Source organism: Hymenobacter negativus (assembly GCF_017571495.1).
Taxonomy (GTDB): Bacteria; Bacteroidota; Bacteroidia; order Cytophagales; family Hymenobacteraceae; genus Hymenobacter; species Hymenobacter negativus.
Genome location: NZ_JAGETZ010000003.1, coordinates 461067 through 480699, shown reverse-complemented (window position 1 = coordinate 480699; position 19633 = coordinate 461067). Strand labels below are relative to the sequence as shown.

14 protein-coding genes and 1 tRNA gene are annotated in these 19633 nt (G+C 60.8%); 8 read left to right on the top strand and 7 right to left on the bottom strand.

Annotated features, from left to right (window positions below):
• Positions 1-72: 72 nt before the first annotated feature.
• Together J4E00_RS08825 and J4E00_RS08820 are read right to left on the bottom strand one after the other, a co-directional pair.
• On the bottom strand, positions 73-279 hold the full coding sequence (locus J4E00_RS08825) for a hypothetical protein (RefSeq protein WP_208174771.1): 207 nt from the start codon (positions 277-279) through the stop codon (positions 73-75).
• Between the two features lie 108 nt (positions 280-387).
• A tRNA-Ser gene (locus J4E00_RS08820) sits at positions 388-475 on the bottom strand.
• A gap of 210 nt (positions 476-685) precedes the next feature.
• Here J4E00_RS08820 and J4E00_RS08815 point away from each other — a divergent pair.
• From J4E00_RS08815 to J4E00_RS08790, 6 genes are all read left to right on the top strand, one after another.
• Positions 686-1663, top strand: a complete 978-nt coding sequence (locus J4E00_RS08815; RefSeq protein ID WP_208174770.1) for a VWA domain-containing protein — start codon at positions 686-688, stop codon at positions 1661-1663.
• Complete coding sequence (locus J4E00_RS08810; RefSeq protein WP_208174769.1) at positions 1660-2667, top strand: hypothetical protein; 1008 nt, start codon at positions 1660-1662, stop codon at positions 2665-2667. The genes J4E00_RS08815 and J4E00_RS08810 overlap by 4 nt, the downstream gene beginning before the upstream one ends.
• A gap of 142 nt (positions 2668-2809) precedes the next feature.
• Positions 2810-3994 carry an acetyl-CoA C-acyltransferase gene (locus J4E00_RS08805; protein ID WP_208174768.1) on the top strand — a complete coding sequence of 395 codons (1185 nt, stop codon included), beginning with the start codon at positions 2810-2812 and terminating at the stop codon, positions 3992-3994.
• Positions 3995-4223: 229 nt separating this feature from the next.
• Positions 4224-5645, top strand: coding sequence for a toxin-antitoxin system YwqK family antitoxin (locus tag J4E00_RS08800; protein ID WP_208174767.1), 1422 nt, complete (start codon positions 4224-4226; stop codon positions 5643-5645).
• Between the two features lie 594 nt (positions 5646-6239).
• Complete coding sequence (locus J4E00_RS08795; RefSeq protein WP_208174766.1) at positions 6240-8774, top strand: TonB-dependent receptor domain-containing protein; 2535 nt, start codon at positions 6240-6242, stop codon at positions 8772-8774.
• A 148-nt stretch (positions 8775-8922) separates the two neighbouring features.
• Positions 8923-10875 (top strand): M28 family peptidase, encoded by a 1953-nt coding sequence (locus J4E00_RS08790; protein WP_208174765.1) that lies wholly within the window; start codon positions 8923-8925, stop codon positions 10873-10875.
• Between the two features lie 132 nt (positions 10876-11007).
• Here J4E00_RS08790 and J4E00_RS08785 read toward each other — a convergent pair whose 3' ends face one another.
• Positions 11008-11586, bottom strand: a complete 579-nt coding sequence (locus tag J4E00_RS08785) for a helix-turn-helix transcriptional regulator (RefSeq protein WP_208174764.1) — start codon at positions 11584-11586, stop codon at positions 11008-11010.
• Positions 11587-11802: 216 nt separating this feature from the next.
• Here J4E00_RS08785 and hisS point away from each other — a divergent pair, with 216 nt between their 5' ends.
• Positions 11803-13224 carry a histidine--tRNA ligase gene (hisS, locus tag J4E00_RS08780; RefSeq protein WP_208174763.1) on the top strand — a complete coding sequence of 474 codons (1422 nt, stop codon included), beginning with the start codon at positions 11803-11805 and terminating at the stop codon, positions 13222-13224.
• The gene (locus J4E00_RS08775) at positions 13224-14471 is read left to right on the top strand and encodes a hypothetical protein (RefSeq protein ID WP_208174762.1); all 1248 of its coding nucleotides are present in this window, start codon (positions 13224-13226) and stop codon (positions 14469-14471) included. The genes hisS and J4E00_RS08775 overlap by 1 nt, the downstream gene beginning before the upstream one ends.
• Positions 14472-14508: 37 nt before the next feature.
• Here J4E00_RS08775 and J4E00_RS08770 read toward each other — a convergent pair whose 3' ends face one another.
• From J4E00_RS08770 to J4E00_RS30240, 4 genes are all read right to left on the bottom strand, one after another.
• Positions 14509-15504: a hypothetical protein gene (locus J4E00_RS08770; RefSeq protein ID WP_208174761.1), complete on the bottom strand. Its 996-nt coding sequence runs from the start codon at positions 15502-15504 to the stop codon at positions 14509-14511.
• Positions 15505-15574: 70 nt separating this feature from the next.
• Entirely contained in the window at positions 15575-17071 is a 1497-nt protein-coding gene (locus J4E00_RS08765) for a hypothetical protein (RefSeq protein ID WP_208174760.1), read from the bottom strand.
• A gap of 56 nt (positions 17072-17127) precedes the next feature.
• The gene (locus tag J4E00_RS30245) at positions 17128-17622 is read right to left on the bottom strand and encodes a tail fiber domain-containing protein (protein WP_410779751.1); all 495 of its coding nucleotides are present in this window, start codon (positions 17620-17622) and stop codon (positions 17128-17130) included.
• Between the two features lie 1139 nt (positions 17623-18761).
• Positions 18762-18896 carry a T9SS type A sorting domain-containing protein gene (locus tag J4E00_RS30240; protein ID WP_410779750.1) on the bottom strand — a complete coding sequence of 45 codons (135 nt, stop codon included), beginning with the start codon at positions 18894-18896 and terminating at the stop codon, positions 18762-18764.
• Positions 18897-19633: the final 737 nt, after the last annotated feature.

Here is a 19633-nt window from a genome sequence, read left to right as displayed (position 1 = left end):
CAAACCTACACAAGTCCAATTTAATAAACTGTTTTTCCTATTTTTGGACAAAATTCCAATAATTGGAAAGAGTTACTTTGTAGCCTTCTCCCACCACTCTTTCCACTGCTGGGCATCAAACTTCGTCCGCCCCGCTGAAGGCGCGTGCGGCATTTCCACCGTCACCGTGCCGCTGCCGTCGTCCCACACGTCGGATGTGAGCTGATAGGTCTGGCCCCGGCGGAAGCCCGCGAAACCATCGAGTCCATTGAAAAGGAATTTTTGGGGTTTGGGCTCCATTTTTCTAGCGGTTTTTTATACCAACGCGCACACTTGCACGCACACCAAATAAAAAGCCCCGAAAACACGCGTCAGAACGCTGTATTCGGGGCTTTTTCGGCTTAGGTGTGGAGAGGGGGGGATTCGAACCCCCGGTAACCTTTAGAGCTACGGCAGTTTAGCAAACTACTGGTTTCAGCCACTCACCCACCTCTCCAGGTCGGCATTCGCTTCCGTCCGAAGCGGGTGCAAATATACTAGCCGAACTGAAAAGACCATACTTTCGCAAAAAAATTTATTAAATTATTCGGAATGCCTTCACCGGACTAGATATAGAGTCAGGGCCATTTCGTTCACTCAATCAGCCAAAGCTAATAATAGCCGGTGCGGCTGGTGGTCGTAATATTGGGACTCATTTTGACGACAATTGCTTAGCTGGGCATATTCTGATTTCGTATTGGCCGCGCTGGGACTAGTCTTGGCGCTGGGGCTGCTGGTCCGGCACTGGCGCCGTAGCAACCGACTGGCGCTGGCGTTGGGCGGACGGGCACGGCACCGGGGCTGGAAGGCACTGCTACGCGTGCTGGCTGGCGTTTTACTGCTCGCCGCGGCACTGGGCCCGGCCATGGGTGTGAGCCAGCAACCGGTGCGTACCGCGGGCAAAGACGTGTGGCTGTTGGTTGATGTATCGCGCTCGATGGATGCACCGGATGTGGCTCCCTCCCGCCTGCTCCGGGCCCAGGCCGAACTACAGGACTTGGTAGCACAGTTTCCGGCCGACCGGCTGGGCTTGGTGATTTTTGGAGCTGAAGCGGTAGTGCAATGCCCACTTACCTATGACCAAGGAGCCGTGCAAACCTTTATCAGCACGCTGCGAACCAGCTTGCTCCCGCCCGGACCCACCACCCTGGGGGCCCCTTTGGAGCTGGTACTGGACCGCATGGCTCCTATTGCAGGGGCTCCTACGAGTGCGCCCAGGACCACAGCGCTGGTGGTGGTGAGTGACGGGGAAGACTTTGGTGAAAACCTGGAGCCGGCCCTACGGGCCCTGGGCCGCACTGGTGCCCGCATCTATACCGTAGGCGTGGGAACGGCAGCAGGAGCCAAAATTCCTAAAGCAGCCGGCGGTTTTGTGACGGACGGTAAAGGCAAAGCCGTGCAAACACGCCTACGGGAAGCCACCCTGCTGCAACTAGCTGCTCAAACCGGAGGACAGTATGTGGAGCTCACCAATCAGCAAAATGGGTTCGGGCCTTTGCTGCGGGCTTTGCGGGGCATGCAAGGGGCAGCCGAACAGGTACGTACTGTGGCCGTGGCAGATAACCGCTATCGCTATCCACTGGCGGCAGCCTTGTTGTTGCTGGCGCTTGATGCTGTGCTTACTGTTACCCTTATTCGGCCATGAAATACTTCGCGCTGCTGATGCTACTATTTAGTGGGCCGGTACTGGGCCTGCTGACCCGGGTGCGCGACCGCAACGTGGCCGTGGCCGATGCCACCGCCGCCTACGCACGCGACGATGCACGGCGTGCGGCGAAGGGATTTACTGATGCGCTGGTAGCGCAAAATGCGAAGACACCCGACCCACGGCTGGTGCTCAATCTGGCTCATTCGCAGGTACGGGGCGGACAGCAGCAGGCCGCTTATAGCACATACGGACGCCTGCTGGTGGGTAGCCCAACCACCCTGGGCAGCGTGGCGCGGCAGCAAATGGCGGTGCTGCTGGCCCAACGCGGTGAATTGGCGCAGGCGTTGGGGCTACTGCGCCAGGCGCTGTTGCTGAACCCGCGCAATAGTGGCGCGCGGGCCGACTATGAGGTATTGAGTGACTATCTCGCTCATCGACCAAATAGCCCGCAGATAACGGCTCCTCCTAAGGCATCGGCTCCTGATAAACCCAACCCCTCTCCAGAACAGCATTCCGCCGAGAAAAATAAACCGGCCGAAAAAGCGGGGGAAGACCGTCAGGGCAGCGTCAACGACAACGCTACATCTCCCCCCTCTCCTACCACGCCGCCCGAACGCCGACCAGATGCTAAGGGCCAACCCGATAATCAGCGTCCCCAAGCTTCGTCGGGCAATGCTGCTAATGGTGGCCGCAAGCCCGGCGCTGGCACCTCGCAGCCCGTCGCTACCGGTACGACTCCTGGTACCCAGCGGGGCCTCGACCCAGCTAGCGCTTCCTCTGCTGCTACCCCCAATGTCCGTAGCAGCCGGCCCGGCACCGACGCGGCTACCCCGGCCGATGTACAACTCCAGACCCAGCGCGAGCGCCTGCAAGCCATGAATCTAAGCCCCGCCCAGGCCCGACAGCTGTTGGAAACCCTACGAGCCCAGGAGCAACAGTATTTACAGCAAATCACCCGTCCCGCCGCGCAGAAGCCTGACCCAAGCAAACCAACATGGTGAGTGCAGCTTAGTGAAAGGCCAACTTGCGCCGCAACTTGCTTCGGCTAACAACTGTTAGTGAGAAAGGCTGGGTGGGGCAATCTAAATCCGTACTTTTGCGGCCAGATTCAACGTCCCACCCCACTCTTTTAATTAACTGAATATGCAAACCAAAGAAGTTGTCATTATTTCCGCCGTTCGCACGCCGATTGGCTCATTTGGCGGGGCGCTGGCGTCGCTGTCGGCTACCGAGTTGGGTGCCATTGCGTTGAAAGGCGCGTTGGAGAAAGCTGGCGTCGATGCCTCGGAAGTACAGCAGGTGATTATGGGCAACGTGATTTCGGCCAATCTGGGCCAGGCTCCGGCCCGGCAAGCAGCCAAAAAAGCCGGCCTGCCAAATACCGTGGAATGCACGACCGTGAACAAGGTATGCGCTTCGGGTTCGAAGGCAATTATGTTTGCTGCTCAAGCCATTATGCTGGGGCAGGCCGATGTGATTCTGGCCGGTGGCATGGAGAGCATGAGCAACGTGCCCTACTACCTCGACAAGGCTCGTTTTGGTGCTAAGTACGGTCACGGCCAGATGATTGATGGCCTTGTGCGGGACGGCCTGTGGGACCCCTACAATGACTACGCCATGGGCAATGCGGCCGAGCACACGGCCAAGGAAATGGGCATTACCCGCGAGCAGCAGGATGCCCACGCCATTGAGAGCTACACGCGTAGCGCCGCCGCGGCCAAGGCCGGCAAAAAGAAAGACGAAATTGTACCCGTGACCATCGAAAGCCGCGGTAAAACCACGGTTATTGAAGACGATGAGGAGTACAGCAAAGTGGACTTCGCCAAAGTACCGGGTCTGAAACCGGCTTTCATCAAAGAAAACGGCACCGTAACGGCTGCTAATGCTTCGACACTGAACGACGGCGCCGCTGCCATCCTGCTGATGAGCCGCGAGAAAGCCGACGCGCTGGGCCTCACGCCCATCGGCCGAATTCTGGGCTTTGCCGATGCTGAGCAGGCGCCGGAGTGGTTCACCACTTCGCCCTCGCTGGCGATTCCGAAGGCCTTGAAAAACGCCGGCAAGACGGCAGCTGACGTGGATTTCTATGAAATCAACGAAGCCTTTTCAGTGGTAAGCCTGGCTAACAACCAGTTGTTGAACCTGGAAGGCACGAAGGTTAACGTGTATGGCGGTGCCGTGAGCCTGGGCCATCCGCTGGGCGCATCCGGGGCGCGCATCGTGACCACCCTGATGAGTGTGCTGAAAAACGAAGGCGGCAAAATCGGCGTGACGGGCATTTGCAACGGCGGTGGCGGGGCCAGTTCCATTGTGGTGGAGGCGCTGTAGCCCCATCCCGCAAGGTTTCGCAAAATGAAAAGAGGTTTTGCAAGGCTGGCTTGACGTCAGCTTTGCGAAACCTCTTTTCATTTTGCATGACTCCTCATTCCTTGCCTTGCAAAACGTTGTGTTTCCAACCTTTGCAAAACCTCTTTTAACCTTGCGAAACCTTGCGCGAAATTTTTAAGGGTAACCCGCCGTTCTTGCGCCTATGAAATATCTGTTGCCTTTTCTTTTTTTGACGCTGTCCCTGCCGTCGCAGGGCCAGCGGCTGCGTCGACTCGTGACGTATTTTGACTCGACCAAAGTGTATAAGCGCGAGGTATACACGGCGCTGGTAGCAGCCGATACTGTGCCTCAGGGCACCTACAAGCGCTTTTACCGCTCCGGCAAGCTGGAGCAGCAAACCAGCTTCAATGCCGGCAGGCGTGACTCGGCTTATGTGGAGTTTCATAGCAGCGGCACGCGGCGGCTGGAAGCAACCTACCGCGACGGCATCCGGCAGGGGCCTTTTAAGACCTATTACGACGACGGCAAAGTGGCGCAGGCAGGCTTTTTTGTGGATGATGAGCCGAATGGAGAGTTGACTTATTACCATCCGGACGGCTCCGTTCGGCTGAAGACGACGCTGGTGAAGGGCCAGCCCAACGGCGCGCTCAAGGCCGTGTACCCCGATGGCAAAACCCAGGCTGAAATAAGCTACGAGAACGGCCAACCGAACGGGGCAGTGAAATTCTACTACCCCAATGGGGCGGTGCAGAGCGAGGGCAGCTTCACAAAAGGCCTGCTGTCGGGGCCCTACAAAACGTATTACTCAAATGGCCAGGTTGAGGTGGAAGTGCTGGCCGACAAAACCGGACGCGGGAGCTACCGCAGCTACTATGCCAGCGGTAAGCTCCAAACGGAAAGCACCTACGTGCCTGCGCCGCTGGTACAGCGCAACATCAAAAACCAGCTCGGCGATGACCTGACCAAGCGCGTGGCCCCGCCCACCGGCACCACCAATCTCAATGGTCCGGCCACCAGCTACTACGAGAGCGGGCAGGTGAAAACCAAGCTCACCTACCGCAACGGCACGCCTACCGGCCACGGACTGGAATACTTTGAAAATGGCCACCTGCACGAAGACACCGACTACAGCAACAACGGCCGTGACCGCAAAATCACGCGCTACCAGGATGCCGCCGGACAGGTAGTACAGGCCGAAGAGCAGTACAAGAACAACCGCCCCGCTGGCACCTGGCGTGAATACTACCCGGATGGCAAGGCTGTGCGCAAGGCCGAAACCTACGGCCCCAGTGGCCGGCTGGTCGGCGACCGTCTCACCTATTTTGAGAACGGGCAGGTGCAGACCCGACAGCCCTACCTAAATGGATTTATGGGCGGCATTGGGCAAGAATATTTCCCTTCGGGCAAGCTGCGCAAGGAAACCACCTACGTGCGCAGCCAGCTTCAGGGACCCTTCAAAGAATTCCATGAGGACGGCACGCTGGCTGTGAGCGGGCAGTACCGCAACAGCAAGCAAAGCGGCGTATGGACTTACTACAAAGCAGACGGCACGACGGTAGACCGCACCGTGACCTACCGCAACGGCCAGCAGGTGACCGACCCTGTGCGGCAACCCAAGGCCAAGCCCCGGCCCCCACTGAAACGCAAATAGCAGCCATCTTGGCGCAATTGAAAAGCCCTGGCCAACTGGTCAGGGCTTTTTTTGTGCTCGTGCTCAATGCAAGCCACGTAGCGACGCGACCCTTTGCGGCTCGTTGCTAGCGTTGCGCGTCCGGATTCTAATGCTGGACTGCCCGGCCGCCCCGAATACGAGCCGCCAAGGGTCATGTGTCGCTGCGTTGGTTATCAATTTCTGTCAACTACCCTTGGCTTCGGGCAACTCCGCTGGCACTTGCTGCATCTGCCCTGTGAGTGCTAGAGTCAACAAAAAATTTGCTCGGCGTAAAAGATTAAAATATTTTACTGGACTTTATAGTCTGACAACCAGATTATAATGAAAAACAAAATTTTGTTTAACAATAATTTTTGCAAACAGTACCTTGCGTTACAAAGTACCTGCTTTACATTTGTTCCATACAAAGCCCAGTAGCTGCCGTCAGCGTGTACCAAAGACGACCCGCTACTACCCTGTTAGCTCCCATTCACCGGGAAATACGGCAGGTGAGCACCTCTCCTCCGCAGCGGAACCGCGGCCGCTGCCCGACCCGAGATGCTTGACCGCTCCCCAATCAATCACCCTTGCACCATGAAAACTTTCCACACGATTTCTGCATTTTCCAGCCTGGGCCGCGTTTTACCCGGCCTTACCGTTAGCGCCTTGCTACTTCCTCTGGGGGCATTTGCGCAAACTAGCGGCTCCGGTGCCGTGAGCGGTACTTTGGTAGAAGCCGGCAGTGGCCAGGCCGTGCCTTTCTCCGATGTGCTGCTGCTGCGCGCTGCGGATTCTACGTTTGTGGCCGTGGCCCAGACAACAGAGCAGGGCACGTTTAAGGCCTCGGCGCTGCCGCTGGGCACCTACTTGCTGCGGGTGCAGGACTTGAACTACCAGGCGCTGCGCCGCCGCTTCACCCTCACAGCGGCCGCGCCGACTATTCAGCTTTCGGGCCTTCAGCTGGCCACCGCGAAGGCTACCAAGCTGAACGAAGTAGTGGTGACGGGCCAGAAAGCGGCCGTGGAGGAAGAGCTGGGCAAGCGCGTGATTAACGTGGAAAAGGACCTGGGCAGCGTGGGCGGCACAGCCGCCAACGTGCTGCAAAATGTGCCCTCGGTGAGCGTGGACGTGAACGGGACCGTCTCGATGCGCGGCTCTTCCAACCTGACGATTTTGATTGACGGCAAGCCGGCCGGCGTGAGCAATGGCGGCAGCGGTGGCACCCGCCTCGACCAGATTCCGGCCTCACGCATTGCCCAGGTGGAGGTAATTACCAACCCCTCGGCGAAGTACGACGCGGCTGGTGGCGGCGGAGTTATCAACCTAATTACCAAGAAAGAAACCCGCTCCGGCACCAATGGCACCGCCGCCATCAACCTGGGCACCAGCGACAAATATAGCGGCAACCTCAGCCTGAGCCGCAAGGTGGGCAAGGCTACCTGGCAAGCCGGCTACGATGGGCGCGACGTCACCTACCTGGGCAAAGGCCACTCCGAGCAGACGGCCTTGCTGAGCACCGAAACAGTGCGCACCACCCAGGTAGCCGTTGGCAATGAAATCCACCGCAACCACTCCCTGCGGGCGGGCGTGGACCTCGAATTGCCCAAAAACCAAACCCTGGGCCTGAACGTGAACGCCGGCACCGAGCGCAACATTGAAGGCGAAAGCCAAGAACTCACCCAGCAAACCGACAACGGGCCCGTCCAGCGCGCCCTCGGCCGGCAGGACCTTGATGTGCAGGTGAAAGTTTTTAACTACAACGGCAATTACCGCCGCACCTGGGAAGAGCACAAAGGGCGCGAGCTGACAGCCTTCTTCGGCGGTGTGGTGATTGATGCCACAGTACCGGTGGTGCAGCGCCAGTATGCCGAGGCCGGCTCGGTGGGGGTGCCGCAGCCAGGCACTCGCCAGCAGCTCGATTTGCTGAGCAACGTGCAGTACGGGCAGCTTGACTTCACCCGGCCTTTTGCCGATGGCAAGGGCCGCTTGGAGCTGGGCGCCAAAGTAGAGCGCCAAAGCAACCACGGCAGCAACTCCTTCGGCTATGCTCCCAACGAAAGCCGCCCCGACGACTTCGTGAACGACCCCGCCCGCTCGCTCACCTACACCTCGAACCAGGTGGTGCCCGCCGGCTACGTAACAGTGCAGCGCCCATTAGGCACGAAATGGAGCGCCCAAGCAGGCCTGCGTTCGGAATATACCTACCTCAGCGGCACCATTGAGGGCGGCGAGGGCATTGCCCAACGTGGCAGCCTGGCTCAGGACTACCTCAGTTTCTTCCCCTCGGCCACCATCAACCGGGAGTTTGGCAAGGAACCCGGCCAAAACCGCTTGCAGCTGAGCTACGCCCGCCGCCTCAACCGCCCCAACTTCATGCAGCAGCTGCCGCTGGCCATCTACCAGGACCCGCGCAGCTACCGCCTCGGCAACCCGCGCTTGCAGGCTGAATTCAGCAACAACATCGAGCTGGGCCACCAGCTGACGGTGGGCCAGGCCACGATTACCAGCACCGTGTTTGCCCGCATCACCACCAACTCCATCCAGCGCCTGCGCTTTATCGACACGGTGGCCACTCGTCTGGCCGGGGCCGGCGCGGGCCTCGTGACCGCCGAAACCTACGACAACCTGGGTACTACCACCAACCTCGGGGCCGAGTTCAGCCTCAACCAGCCCCTGGCCAAGTGGTGGCGCCTGAATGCCAGCACGAGCCTCTACCGCGCCCAGATTGCCGGCAACGGCATTGCCAGCAACCGCACGGCGCTGGTGGGTACCGCCCGCTTGGCTAACAACTTCACGATTCGCCCCACCCTGGAGATGCAGCTGAGCGGTAACGTGCGCTCGGCCTCGCTCACGGCCCAGGGCCGGCAACTGGCCTGGGGCCAGGTTGATGTGGCTCTGCGCCAGCGCCTGTTCTCCGACCGCGCCGCCCTCACCCTCCGCGTATCGGACCTGTTCAACATGAATGCCTACCGCACCGAAATCGCCACCGATGTGCTGAATAACACCCGCTATAGCAAGGACGAAACCCGCGTGGGCTGGCTGGGCTTCACCTGGTACATCGGGGCCAGCAAGGCCAAGCCGGGCCGCATTGAGGCCGCGCCCCAGGGCGGTGGCGGCTTCGGCGGCTGATAGAACGGGTACTCCAAATTTTCAATTCGGCCCGCCCCACTACCAATCGGGCAACGCGCCAAATTAGAAATTCGAGGTACCCGTTCTGCTCTTTCAAACCACTGCTTTTCTCACCCTTTCTGCAAAACTGCTTTCACCCTTTCCCCACATGTCCAGACTTCTGCATCTGACTTTTGCGTTGCTACTGGCGGCTGGTACGCTGGCCGCTCAGCCCACCACCTCTACCCCAACGGGCAAGGTTAAAACCAAAACCAAACCCGGCCGTACGGCCACCGCGCCGGCCCCAGTAGCGCCGCCTACCGATTGGTCGGTAACCTACGCCAACAGCATCACGCCCGAGGGCCTGAAAGCTGACCTGAGTATCCTGGCTTCTGACGCTTATGAGGGCCGCGAAACCGGCAAGAAGGGCCAGAAGATGGCTGCCGACTACATCGCCAAAGCCTTTGCGGCTGATGGCCTGGCCGGTCCGGTCACGGGCTCCGACAACCCATATCTCCAGCATTTCGACATGAACCGGGCAGCGCTCGACGCGGCGGCTTCGACTCAGGTGGTAGGCGGCAAAACCTACCGGGGCAACCAGGATTTCTACGCCTTCAGCACCGACGACACGTTCGGCCAGCCCACTGCCCTACAGCCGGTGTTTATTGGCTACAGCATCAAGGAAGACGCGTATTCGGACTTTTCAGGTACGCCCGACTACAGCGGCAAAGACGTTATTCTGCTGCTGAGCGAGCCGCTGAATGCGCAGGGCAAACCCTTGCTTGGAACAGATGGCAAGCCCAGCGCATATGCCAGCACCGACATCAAAGGGCTGCAGGCGCGCGAAAAGGCGGTGTTTTCTTTGCAGGCCCGGTCCGTTATCATGGTGCTGCCCACGGCCGAGGCGTTTGCCAAAGTCCCGGCCAATTACAAGGAGCTGATTGACCAGGAGCGGCTTTCGTTTGTGGGCGGCAAGCCGCGGCGGGGCCTGAACGTGATGCTGGTGTCGCTGGAGCTGGGCGCGAAGCTGCTGGGCACTACCCCGGCCGGCCTGAGCCAGTACCACAAAGCGGTGGCCAAGACCGGCAAGGCCATTGCTTCGCCCTTCAAGCCCGCCTCTACTACGGTGCAGCTGGTGCAGAAAGCCGAAACCTTCACCACCGAAAACGTGCTGGGCTACCTCGAAGGCAGCGACAAGAAAGACGAAGTGCTGGTGGTATCGGCCCACTACGACCACCTGGGCATTAAGGACGGCGTGGTATTCAACGGGGCCGACGACGACGGGTCGGGCACGGTGAGCGTGCTGGCAATGGCCCGCGCCTTTGCTCAGGCCAAAAAGGACGGGCATGGCCCGCGCCGCAGCATCCTGTTTCTGGCCAATACCGGCGAAGAAGAAGGCTTGCTGGGCTCAAAGTACTACACCAACCACCCCGTGTTTCCCCTCGAAAAGACCGTGACTGACCTCAACATCGACATGGTGGGCCGGGTCGACTCAGCCCACATCGGCAAGGGCGACTACGTGTACCTGGTGGGCGACGACCGGCTTTCCGACGAGCTGCACACGGTGAGCGAAGCGGCCAACCAGCAATACAACCCGATGGCACTGGACTACAAGCTCAACGACCCCAACGACCCGGAGCGCACCTACTACCGCTCCGACCACTACAACTTCGCCAAGCACAACATTCCGGTCATCTTCTACACCAGCGGCGAGCACCCCGACTACCACAAGGCCACCGACGACGTGGATAAAATTGACTTCCCGGCCATGACCCGCCGCGACCAGCTCATCTTCCACACGGCCTGGGCCCTGGCCGCACGCGACACCCGCGTGGCCCTGAAACCAGAGTTCCTGCCCAGCAGCTTCACCCCCACTCCCACCGACCTCGACCGCTACGCTGGCACCTACGCCAGTGCCCAGTTCCCGCTAAAAATCACCCTCACCCGCGAGGGTACGGCGCTCAAATGCCAGGCCACCGGCCAGCCCGCTTTCGCCATGGAAGCTGTGAGCAAAGACGTGTTCAAGTTCGACCCGGCCGGCCTGCGTGTAGAGTTCGACGCAACCCAGCCTGCCTTTAAGCTCAAGCAGGGCGGCGGCGCATACGACTTCAAGAAGGAATAACTCAGGCCACCTTTTTTCTGCGAAAGCCCCGTCGCCGGTTCATCCGGCGGCGGGTTTTTGTGTTTGGGGAAACTTCGGGCGGGCGCATTTTGGCCGGCTTGGGGCTGTGGTAAGCCCCACCCCCTACGCTGTTCAATGGCCTGTCCCTCCTAATGCTTCTTCCAAATACGCAGTTTCGGCCTTCAAGCCAATCAGGCGGGCTTCGAGCAGGGCGCGGGCCGGCACACCGAAACGGGCCAAATCCGGCACGGCGCTTTCGGCCATGCGGGCAGCCCAAGCCAGGTCGGGGGTGGCGGCCTCGTTGGGGAGGGCGGCCAGGGGCGCACGGGGTGGCAGGGCAGCCAGCCGCGCCGGCAACGACCGACGGTGCCGCGCAGCCTCCAGGCGCGGCAACTGGTTCTCCAAGTCATATTCGAGATTCTTCGCCTCGTGGCGGCAAGCTCTCAGTCGCTTTTGCAACGCGTTAAGGGTGGCGGCTGTGACTTCGGCCGGGTCGGGCGGAAGCGGGCCGGCCGGGGCGGTGCCATGTGGCGGTGGCATCAACCCAAGCAAGGGCAGCAAGCGCCAGGTAGCAGCCATGGGCAGGGAGCGGCGGTCGGCTTCGACATGAGTGAGCAGGCTGCGGTCGATACCCAGATACTGCGCCAAATCAGCTTGACTAAGCCCAAAATGGTTGCGGACGGCTCGAAGGGAAGAATCGCTATAATGCATGAGGACACACCAAAATAAGGTTGTCACACTTTACATTAAAACAGATAAAAAGGTGACAAAGGTTGTCACAATATTTTTCTTATTAAAGGATTTTGTGACAGATACCGTCACAAATAGAAGCGATTTTAAGTTTTATGTGACAGGAAACGATGGATTAATATAACCACTAGGGTATGCTGCATTCGCTGTCGGCTTGCGTTGCCCCTACTTTTGTGTATGCAAAAACCGAGTATTCCCAAGGGCACCCGCGATTTTGGCCCCGCGCAGGTGGCGCGCCGCCAGCACATTTTCAACGTTATCCGCCGCACGTTCGAGTCGTTTGGCTTTGCGCCGCTCGAAACACCGACGCTAGAAAACCTCTCCGTGCTCACCGGCAAGTACGGCGACGAGGGCGACCAGCTGCTGTTCAAAGTCCTCAACTCCGGCGACTTTGCCAAGGACGTGACCGCCGAGGACCTAGCCAGCGGCTCGAAAGCCCTGCTGCCCAAAGTGGCCGAAAAAGGCCTGCGCTACGACCTCACCGTGCCCTTCGCCCGCTACGTGGCCATGAACCGCGGCACGCTCACCTTCCCCTTCAAGCGCTACCAGATGCAGCCCGTGTGGCGCGCCGACCGCCCCCAGCGCGGCCGCTACCGCGAGTTTTATCAGTGCGACGCCGACGTAGTGGGCACAGACTCGCTGCTCTGCGAAGCCGAAATCGTGCTGATGATGGCCCAGGTACTGGGCGGCCTCGGCCTGCATGACTTCACCATCAAAATCAACCACCGCGGCGTGCTGCGCAACATTTACCAAGCCCTGGGCGGTGAAGGGCGCGAGACAGATTTGTTCGTGGCCATCGACAAGCTCGATAAAATCGGCCGCGAGGGCGTGACCAAAGAACTGCTGGAACGCGGCTTTTCGGAACTGACCATCGACACGCTCTTTGCGCTGCTCACGGTAGAAGGCAGCTACGAGGAGAAGCTGCAGCGGCTACTGGCGGGTTTTGTGACAGCTGGCGTGGAGCCAGACGGCACCCGCCCCAGCGCAGCCGAGGACGGCCAGGACACTGCCAACTACCGCGGCCTGACCGAGCTGGCCGAGGTGCGCGACCTGCTCACGGCGTCCGGTTTCAAGCAATTCGACCGGCTGGAGTTTGACCCGACGTTGGCGCGGGGCCTCTCCTACTACACGGGCTGCATTTTTGAAGTCAAAATCAACAACGTGCAGATGGGCAGCGTGAGCGGCGGCGGGCGCTACGACAACCTCACCGGCTCGTTTGGGCTGCCTGGCGTGTCGGGCGTGGGCTTTAGCTTCGGTGTCGACCGGCTATATGACTGCCTGGAGGCGCTGGATTTGTTCACCGTGACGGGCGAAACGCCCACCCGCTGCCTTATCACCCACTTCGACGTGGCCAGCGGCCGGGCTGCCCTGCCGTTGCTGGCCGAACTCCGTGCCGCTGGCATTCCCGCCGAGCTGTACCCCGACGCCAGCAAGCTGCAAAAGCAATTCAAGTACGCCGATGCCAAGGGCATTCCGCTGGTTATCATCATGGGGCCCGAAGAGATAGCGGCCGGTGTGGTAAAGGTCAAAATCATGCAAACCGGTACAGAGCGTGTTCTGCCCATAGGCGAAGTAGTAACAGCCCTGACGGCGGAGTAATGAAACGGACCCGCGCGGGCTGGCAACTGGCTGGCGGCTTACTTCTCGTAGCTGCTTTGGCTAGCTGTCAGCCCGAACGACCAAAAAAGGAGCCGGCCCGGATGGCGACAAAACCAGAACCGGCGCAACCTCGGGCGGGCCAATTACAGGAGGCTTCCTACCCCGATACCTCCGTTACGGTAACGCCCACTCCCGTAGTCGCGGCCGAGCCGGAGGAAACACTCAAGTGCCCGTCCCAGCAAAGTGGATTTGTGAGTAACCCCGCCCTGCGGCGGCGGTGGGTAGTGCGCCGTTACGTGGGTACTATTGGCGGCCAGGCGGCTACAGCTGTACTACAATGGCAAAATCCCGACTCAATAACGGGCAGCTTTTACATGCACCGGGGCAGCCGGGAAAAGGACTTATTCTTCTACCGGAAGCATCCGGGGCAGGTGGTACTAGAGGTGGGAGCGGAGGATTCTCAGAGCCAATGGCGGTTGAGTAGCGCGATAAGCACCATGCTGGCTGGCACTTGGCAGGGAGATGGCCATTCGCAACGCATCGTGATGCGCGAAAGCTATGCCCAAGCCGTTCGGTACACATTTAAGCCCCTGCTGCTGGTCGGAAGTGGCCTTGCGTCCTACCATTGCGAGCAGCCTTGGGAGCGCCACAACTTTCTGGTGGTGCTCAGCCCTCCGGCCGGCCGGGCGGCGTTGCGGCGGCGGCTGGCGCCGTCGTTGGCTGCACGCCACCGCCAAATACAAGCTGATTATCAGGGAGATTGTAAAATGTGGTACGAAGACCAAGTTCGGCTCAACGATTTTGACCTGTTAAGCTACCAAACCTCCTATACCGAGAACCCCATTGGCGGCACGGTCAGCGACGGGACTACCAGCTGGCTTGTCGACCTGCGCACCAGTAAATTTCTGACCATTGCCAGCCAGCTGCAACCCGGTTACGCACTGCCTCTTCGACGCCTGCTTTCGAAGCATCTTCTGCACGATGAGCAGTTCGCAGATTACACATCTGATAACCGATGGGAATGGCACGATGCCCGGCAAAACCCCAGCCAGTTGGTAAGTCTGCCCGATATCGGTGAGGATGATGGTGGCGCCCTGACGCTCACGGTCGACGGGCTGGAGGCAACGTACGGTTCCCAGATGCTACGCCGGTGGGGAACCTCGGTTATTATTCCCTACCGCGAGCTGCGCCCGCTGGTGCGGCCCGGCACCCCGTTGGCCCGCATGCTGGCGGCTCGGAGAATGTAGCGTGTCACGTCATCAGCCGACTTCCAGATTAGAGATGCTAGGACTGGTAAACGTCTGCGCGAGTGGGTTGCGCATCCGGCTTCCGGGAGCGACGAAGCAACAGCACTACCAGCAGCCAGAGAACCAGCGGCGGCAGCACGGGCTCCCAGCGCGGGGTGTAATCGGCGGCGATGAAGTCGTCACGGGCAGCATCGTAGCGCACGGCCAGGCGAGTGGCACCGGCTTTCAGGCGCTCGTATTCGGACTCCTCAATTGCCACGGCTCGGGGCTGGCTCTGGAAGAGAAAGGTAGCGTCGTAGATGTAGTCAGGCAGCCGGCCGCGGCCAACTTTGCGGCGGCCTATCGGGCCGGTGAAGTAATTGTGTTGGTCGGCGTGCTGCACTAATACCTCCTGGGGACGGCCGTCGCGCTGCAATGCCGCGGCGTAGCGGTAGTACGCCACGGCGTCGTAGGTGCAATACCCGGCCAACAGGGCCAGCACAACGAAGCCCACCGGCCGGGCAATGGTTGGAATGCCCCGCCAGCCCGTGAGCGAGGCCAGCAACCCGCTCACAACAAAGAACAGCATCACCAACAGGAGGCCGAAAAGGAGCAGCGCCCGATTTTCGGGGGACACATCCGGCATGACGGACCAGCGCAGCAGCCGTGACTTGGCCGGGTCCCGGCCGTGCATCAGGCTGGGACCCAACTGGCCAAATACGTCCTGCTGCGGCAGGTAGCGCAGTGTCAACTGGTCGCCGGGCGCCAGACAAGCCGTGTCGGACACGCAGCGGGCCTCGTAGGAGCGGCCGTGGTAGGTGAACCCCACGTAGATGAAATTGCCGAAGTTGTCCCACGCCTGCCGTCGGTCGCGGTCGGTGTGCTCCACCCGCACGGTCACGGCCTGGCCGTGGCTTTCGAGCTGGCCGCGCAGGTGCTCATCCTGGTAAAAATGCCAGGCGGCCAGCGCAGCCACCCCCAACAGCGCGGTCCAGACGAGCGCACCCAAGAGTGAGAAAAAGCGGCCCGCCAGGGTAAACACCTTTGAGAACATAAACCGAGGCTAAAAGTGGAGAATCAGCAGCAAGGGGCCCAAACGACGGCCGCCGCACTGGTCGCCCGGTTCATGGCGCAATGCGCGCGCAGTTGCAATAGACACGGACGGCGCGGTCGTTGTTCGCACTGTTGCCGAGTATGACGCGCCACTTGTGCTCGGGGTCGGCGGGGTCGGGACCGGAGTAGTAGATGGCAATATTAGAGGCACCTATGTTGTCGTCGCGGTGCCCGCCGCCACCGCCCAGCGCCCGCGTGCCATTGGGGCAGGTAAGTGTATAAGTCGCTTGGATGTGACCGGGCAGGGTATACGTGCCGGATAACTGCGTCCAGCCCATATTGACGGTGCCGGTTGCCAGTATATTGCCGTTCACCTCAAGTCGCTGGCTGGGCCTGCTCGTGCCGATGCCCACGTTCACGGCGAAGACGCCGGTGCCGCCCAGCGCCAAGCTGTTGCTCTGGCTGACCGTGGCCTGGTAGCCAATGGCGCCGGCGTTGGTCAGGTTGGTGGCGTTGGGGCCGGCCAGGTAGCCAAAAGCCCAGTTCCTAGAGCCCGTCGTGTTGCTGATACCGCTCTGGTAGCCAACGAACAGGTTGCGGAAGCCCGTGGTGTTAACGTAGCCACTCTGGTAGCCGCTGAACTGGTTCTGGTCGCCCGTCGTGTTGTTGTAGCCGCTCTGGTAGCCGCTGAATTGGTTGTTGCTGCTCGTCGAGTTGTTGTAGCCGGACTGATACCCGTTGAACAGGTTGTTGCTGCCCGTCCGGTTGAAGAAACCGCTGCTGTAGCCGCTGAACACGTTGTTGCTGCCCGTCGAGTTGTTGAAGCCACTATCAGTGCCGTTGAACGTGTTGTTGCCACCCGTCGTGTTGTAGAAGCCGCTTCGAAAGCCGCCGCTGAACGTATTGTTGCTGCCCGTCGTGTTAGAATAGCCGCTCTGGTAGCCGCTGAACAGGTTGTAGTTGCCTGTCGTATTGCGGGCGCCGGCCTGGTAGCCGCTGAACGTATCGAAGCTGCCCGTCGTGGCGGCGGCCCCAGCCTGGTAGCCACTGAACGTGTTGAAGCTGCCTGTAGTGGTGGCACCGGCCTGGTAGCCGAGAAAGACGTTGTTGCCGGTCGTGTTCTGGCCCAGGTTCAGCCCCCCGTCGGCCCGCACGCCCACGCCCACGGCGGTGCCCACCGAGGCTCCAGAGCCAGTCAGCGGATTAGGCCCCAGGTTCAGGGCCTGGGTGGCCGTGTGGTTGCCCAGGTTATCGGCCCCGCCCCCGGTCGGGTTGAGGAACACCCAGGCAGCGGGCGTGCCGGCGTAGTACCAGAAGCCCGTTTGCGGGCCACCGCCGGGCGTGCCGTCGGTCTGGTACACCATCAGCCCCTGGGGCGGGGCCGTAATAGCCGTGCGCTGGGCGGCGGTGAGGCGCGGAATAAGCAAGCCCCGGTCGCTGGCTTTGATGTCGAGCGCGGCCGAAGCGTTGGGCGTGGCCGTGCCGATGCCCACGGATTGGGCACGTCCCGGCGTGGAACGGGCCAGCAGAGCCGCTAACATAAGCAACAGAAGGACAACGTTTTTCATAAGAACTGCGCGGAAAAGGCAATAAGAAGTGGTGGCACGACTGTTTGGACCAGGAGCTAGCGGCTGGCCGCGGCGCCGGCCGCTTCGAGGGCCTGCAGGCGCTGGGCAAAGCCGGCGGACTGAGCCGCTGCTGCTACCCGGTCCGTAGCGGCCTGAGTCTGCAGGGCGGCGTTCTGGACCTGCATGGCCGTGTTCTGCGCTTTGAGGGTTTCTACTTCGGCGTTCAGCTCCTGCACCGCGCGCACGAGGGGCACCACAAATTGCGCGTAGCCCAGAGCGTAAGGGTCGCGGGCGTGGGCCGGACGGTGCAACCCGTCGAAGTCGAAGCCCAGTTCCTGCGCAACGCGCTCCACGTCCTGGGCCAGAAAGCCGGTGTGGCGGGTAAGGTCGGCAGCGGGGCCCTCGGCCCGGCGCGGCCGCGCGGGCACCTGGATGAGGGCGGCCAGCCGGGCAGCATCGAAGAGGTAAGTGACGGGGCGCAGGCGGGTGACGAAGGCCAGGCCCGGCACGTCGGCCCGCACATCGGTCTTGACGCGCGCGTCGGAATACATCGACAGCCCGACCGCGCAAGACAGTAGCCGGGTATCGTCGTTGCCCAGCTTGACGGTATTGCTGGTGGAGAGGACGGTGTTGTAGCCCAGGGCCGTGGAGTTCGTGATATTGTTGTAGTACGTGCCGCTGTAGGCCCCGAGGGCGGTATTGCCATTTCTGTTGACACCATCTCCCCCACTCTGATACCCCACAAATACATTTTCGCTGCCCGTCGAGTTGACGTAGCCGCTCTGGTAGCCGCTGAACACGTTGTTGTTGCCCGTCGAGTTGCTGAAACCGCTCTGGTAGCCACTGAACTGGTTGTTGCTACCCAAGGTGTTGTTGCGGCCGCTCAGCATGCCGCTGAAGTAGTTGTAGCTGCCCGTCGTGTTGCGGTAGCCACTCCGGTAGCCATTGAAGTAGTTGAAGGTACCCGTCGTGTTGGCATAGCCACTCTCATTGCCAATGAACTGGTTGTTGTTGCTGGTTGTGTTGCTTAGGCCGCTCTGGTAACCCTCGAAGTGGTTGTTGAAGCCCGTCGTGTTATTGGCGCCGCTCTGGTAGCCGCTGAAGTAGTTGAGGGCGCCCGTCGAATTGTTTTGCCCGGCTTGGTAGCCGAGGTAGACGTTGTTGCCAGTCGCATTCTGGCCCAGGTTCAGGCCACCATCGGCGCGCACGCCTACACCCACGGTCGTGCCGAGGCTGGCCCCGGTGCCCACCAGCGCGTTGCTTTGCAGGTTGAGGGTGGTCGTGGCCGTATGGTTGCCCAGGTTGTCGGCCGCGCCGCCGGCTGGGTTAAGGAAGACCCAGGCGGCAGGGCTGCCGGCGTAGTACCAGAAGCCGGTGCCAACCCCACCTGAGGTCGTGCCGTCGGTCTGGTAGACGAGTAAGCCTTGGGGCGGGGCGGCGATGGCCGTGCGCTGGGCGGCAGAGAGGCGCGGAATGAGCAGGCCCTTGTCGCTGGCCTTGATGTCGAGCGCGGCTTGGGCGTCGGGTGTGGGTGTGCCGATGCCCACCGATTGGGCGCGTCCCAGCGAGGGCAGTTCCAATAATAGTAACAGGGCAGTAGCCCAACGAAAGGAATGGGTTTGCATTCGAAGCAGGAAAGAATGGAAGAACCTATTTGCTGACTGGCAGTAAGAGTAGCGCGACCCACCCGTCAGGGCAGCAGCACCTTGGTCGAATATGTTTGCTCGCCAACTGTGAGGCGCACCACATACACCCCCGCGGCCAGGGCATTGCCGCCGGGCAAGCGAATGGCCTGGGGGCCGGCGGTGTAGTCTTTGGTGGGCACCTGCCCTACCTCGCGGCCCAGCAGGTCGGTAAGGCGAATGGCCGCACGGCGTGGGCAGGGTGAAATGCACCGCCGTTTCGGCCGTCAGCGGATTGGGGTACACGCCAATGGCGAGGTGGGCAAGCGCTGCCTGGCCCGTGCTCAGCGCCGCCGTGGTGTTGATGCGCACCTGGTCGAGGTAGAATGGATTGCCACCCTTTGTTTTGAATGCGAACCGGACCCACGTACTTGCCCCAATATAGGCTGGGTTCAGGGGCAGCGTCAGGGTTTTCCACTGGCTGGCAGAGGTTGGCACGAAACCGTTTTGGCTGGCCTGCCCGGCTACTTGCAAGTCGCCGCTGGTGTAGTTCATGCCCATTACGTTGCTAAAAACCTCGCAATCGGTGCCGTATTGCACTGTCAACTCATCATCTCCGCTGCTCGTGGCCATGGGGTTGCTGGCCCGGGCGGTGCGAAAGACCAGTTGCAGCGCCTGCCCATTGAAGCCGCTTAGGTTTAGGGCCGGCGAGGTGATATAGGCATAGTTGTAATTGCTGTAATTCGCCACCACGTTGGGCACCAGGAGGCAGGCTGTGCCCTCGGCCGCCACCAGTCCGCCGCCACTAGTGCGCTGCCAGCGGAAAGCCACGGCGCGGCGCAGCGTATCGGACACCCAATTGCGCAAATCGGCGGCCCCGAAATTGTTGGGAAACGCCGGGTTCTCGAAAGACTCATTGACGGCTCCACTGAGGCCGGTG

What these genes read in the sequence shown, in the direction of transcription:
- J4E00_RS08825 (WP_208174771.1), bottom strand. Translation starts at nt 279, where the DNA reads ATGGAGCCCAAACCCCAAAAATTCCTTTTCAATGGACTCGATGGTTTC.
- J4E00_RS08810 (WP_208174769.1), top strand. Translation starts at nt 1,660, where the DNA reads ATGAAATACTTCGCGCTGCTGATGCTACTATTTAGTGGGCCGGTACTG.
- J4E00_RS08805 (WP_208174768.1), top strand. Translation starts at nt 2,810, where the DNA reads ATGCAAACCAAAGAAGTTGTCATTATTTCCGCCGTTCGCACGCCGATT.
- J4E00_RS08795 (WP_208174766.1), top strand. Translation starts at nt 6,240, where the DNA reads ATGAAAACTTTCCACACGATTTCTGCATTTTCCAGCCTGGGCCGCGTT.
- J4E00_RS08790 (WP_208174765.1), top strand. Translation starts at nt 8,923, where the DNA reads ATGTCCAGACTTCTGCATCTGACTTTTGCGTTGCTACTGGCGGCTGGT.
- J4E00_RS08785 (WP_208174764.1), bottom strand. Translation starts at nt 11,586, where the DNA reads ATGCATTATAGCGATTCTTCCCTTCGAGCCGTCCGCAACCATTTTGGG.
- hisS (WP_208174763.1), top strand. Translation starts at nt 11,803, where the DNA reads ATGCAAAAACCGAGTATTCCCAAGGGCACCCGCGATTTTGGCCCCGCG.
- J4E00_RS08775 (WP_208174762.1), top strand. Translation starts at nt 13,224, where the DNA reads ATGAAACGGACCCGCGCGGGCTGGCAACTGGCTGGCGGCTTACTTCTC.
- J4E00_RS08770 (WP_208174761.1), bottom strand. Translation starts at nt 15,504, where the DNA reads ATGTTCTCAAAGGTGTTTACCCTGGCGGGCCGCTTTTTCTCACTCTTG.
- J4E00_RS08765 (WP_208174760.1), bottom strand. Translation starts at nt 17,071, where the DNA reads ATGAAAAACGTTGTCCTTCTGTTGCTTATGTTAGCGGCTCTGCTGGCC.
- J4E00_RS30245 (WP_410779751.1), bottom strand. Translation starts at nt 17,622, where the DNA reads ATGTATTCCGACGCGCGCGTCAAGACCGATGTGCGGGCCGACGTGCCG.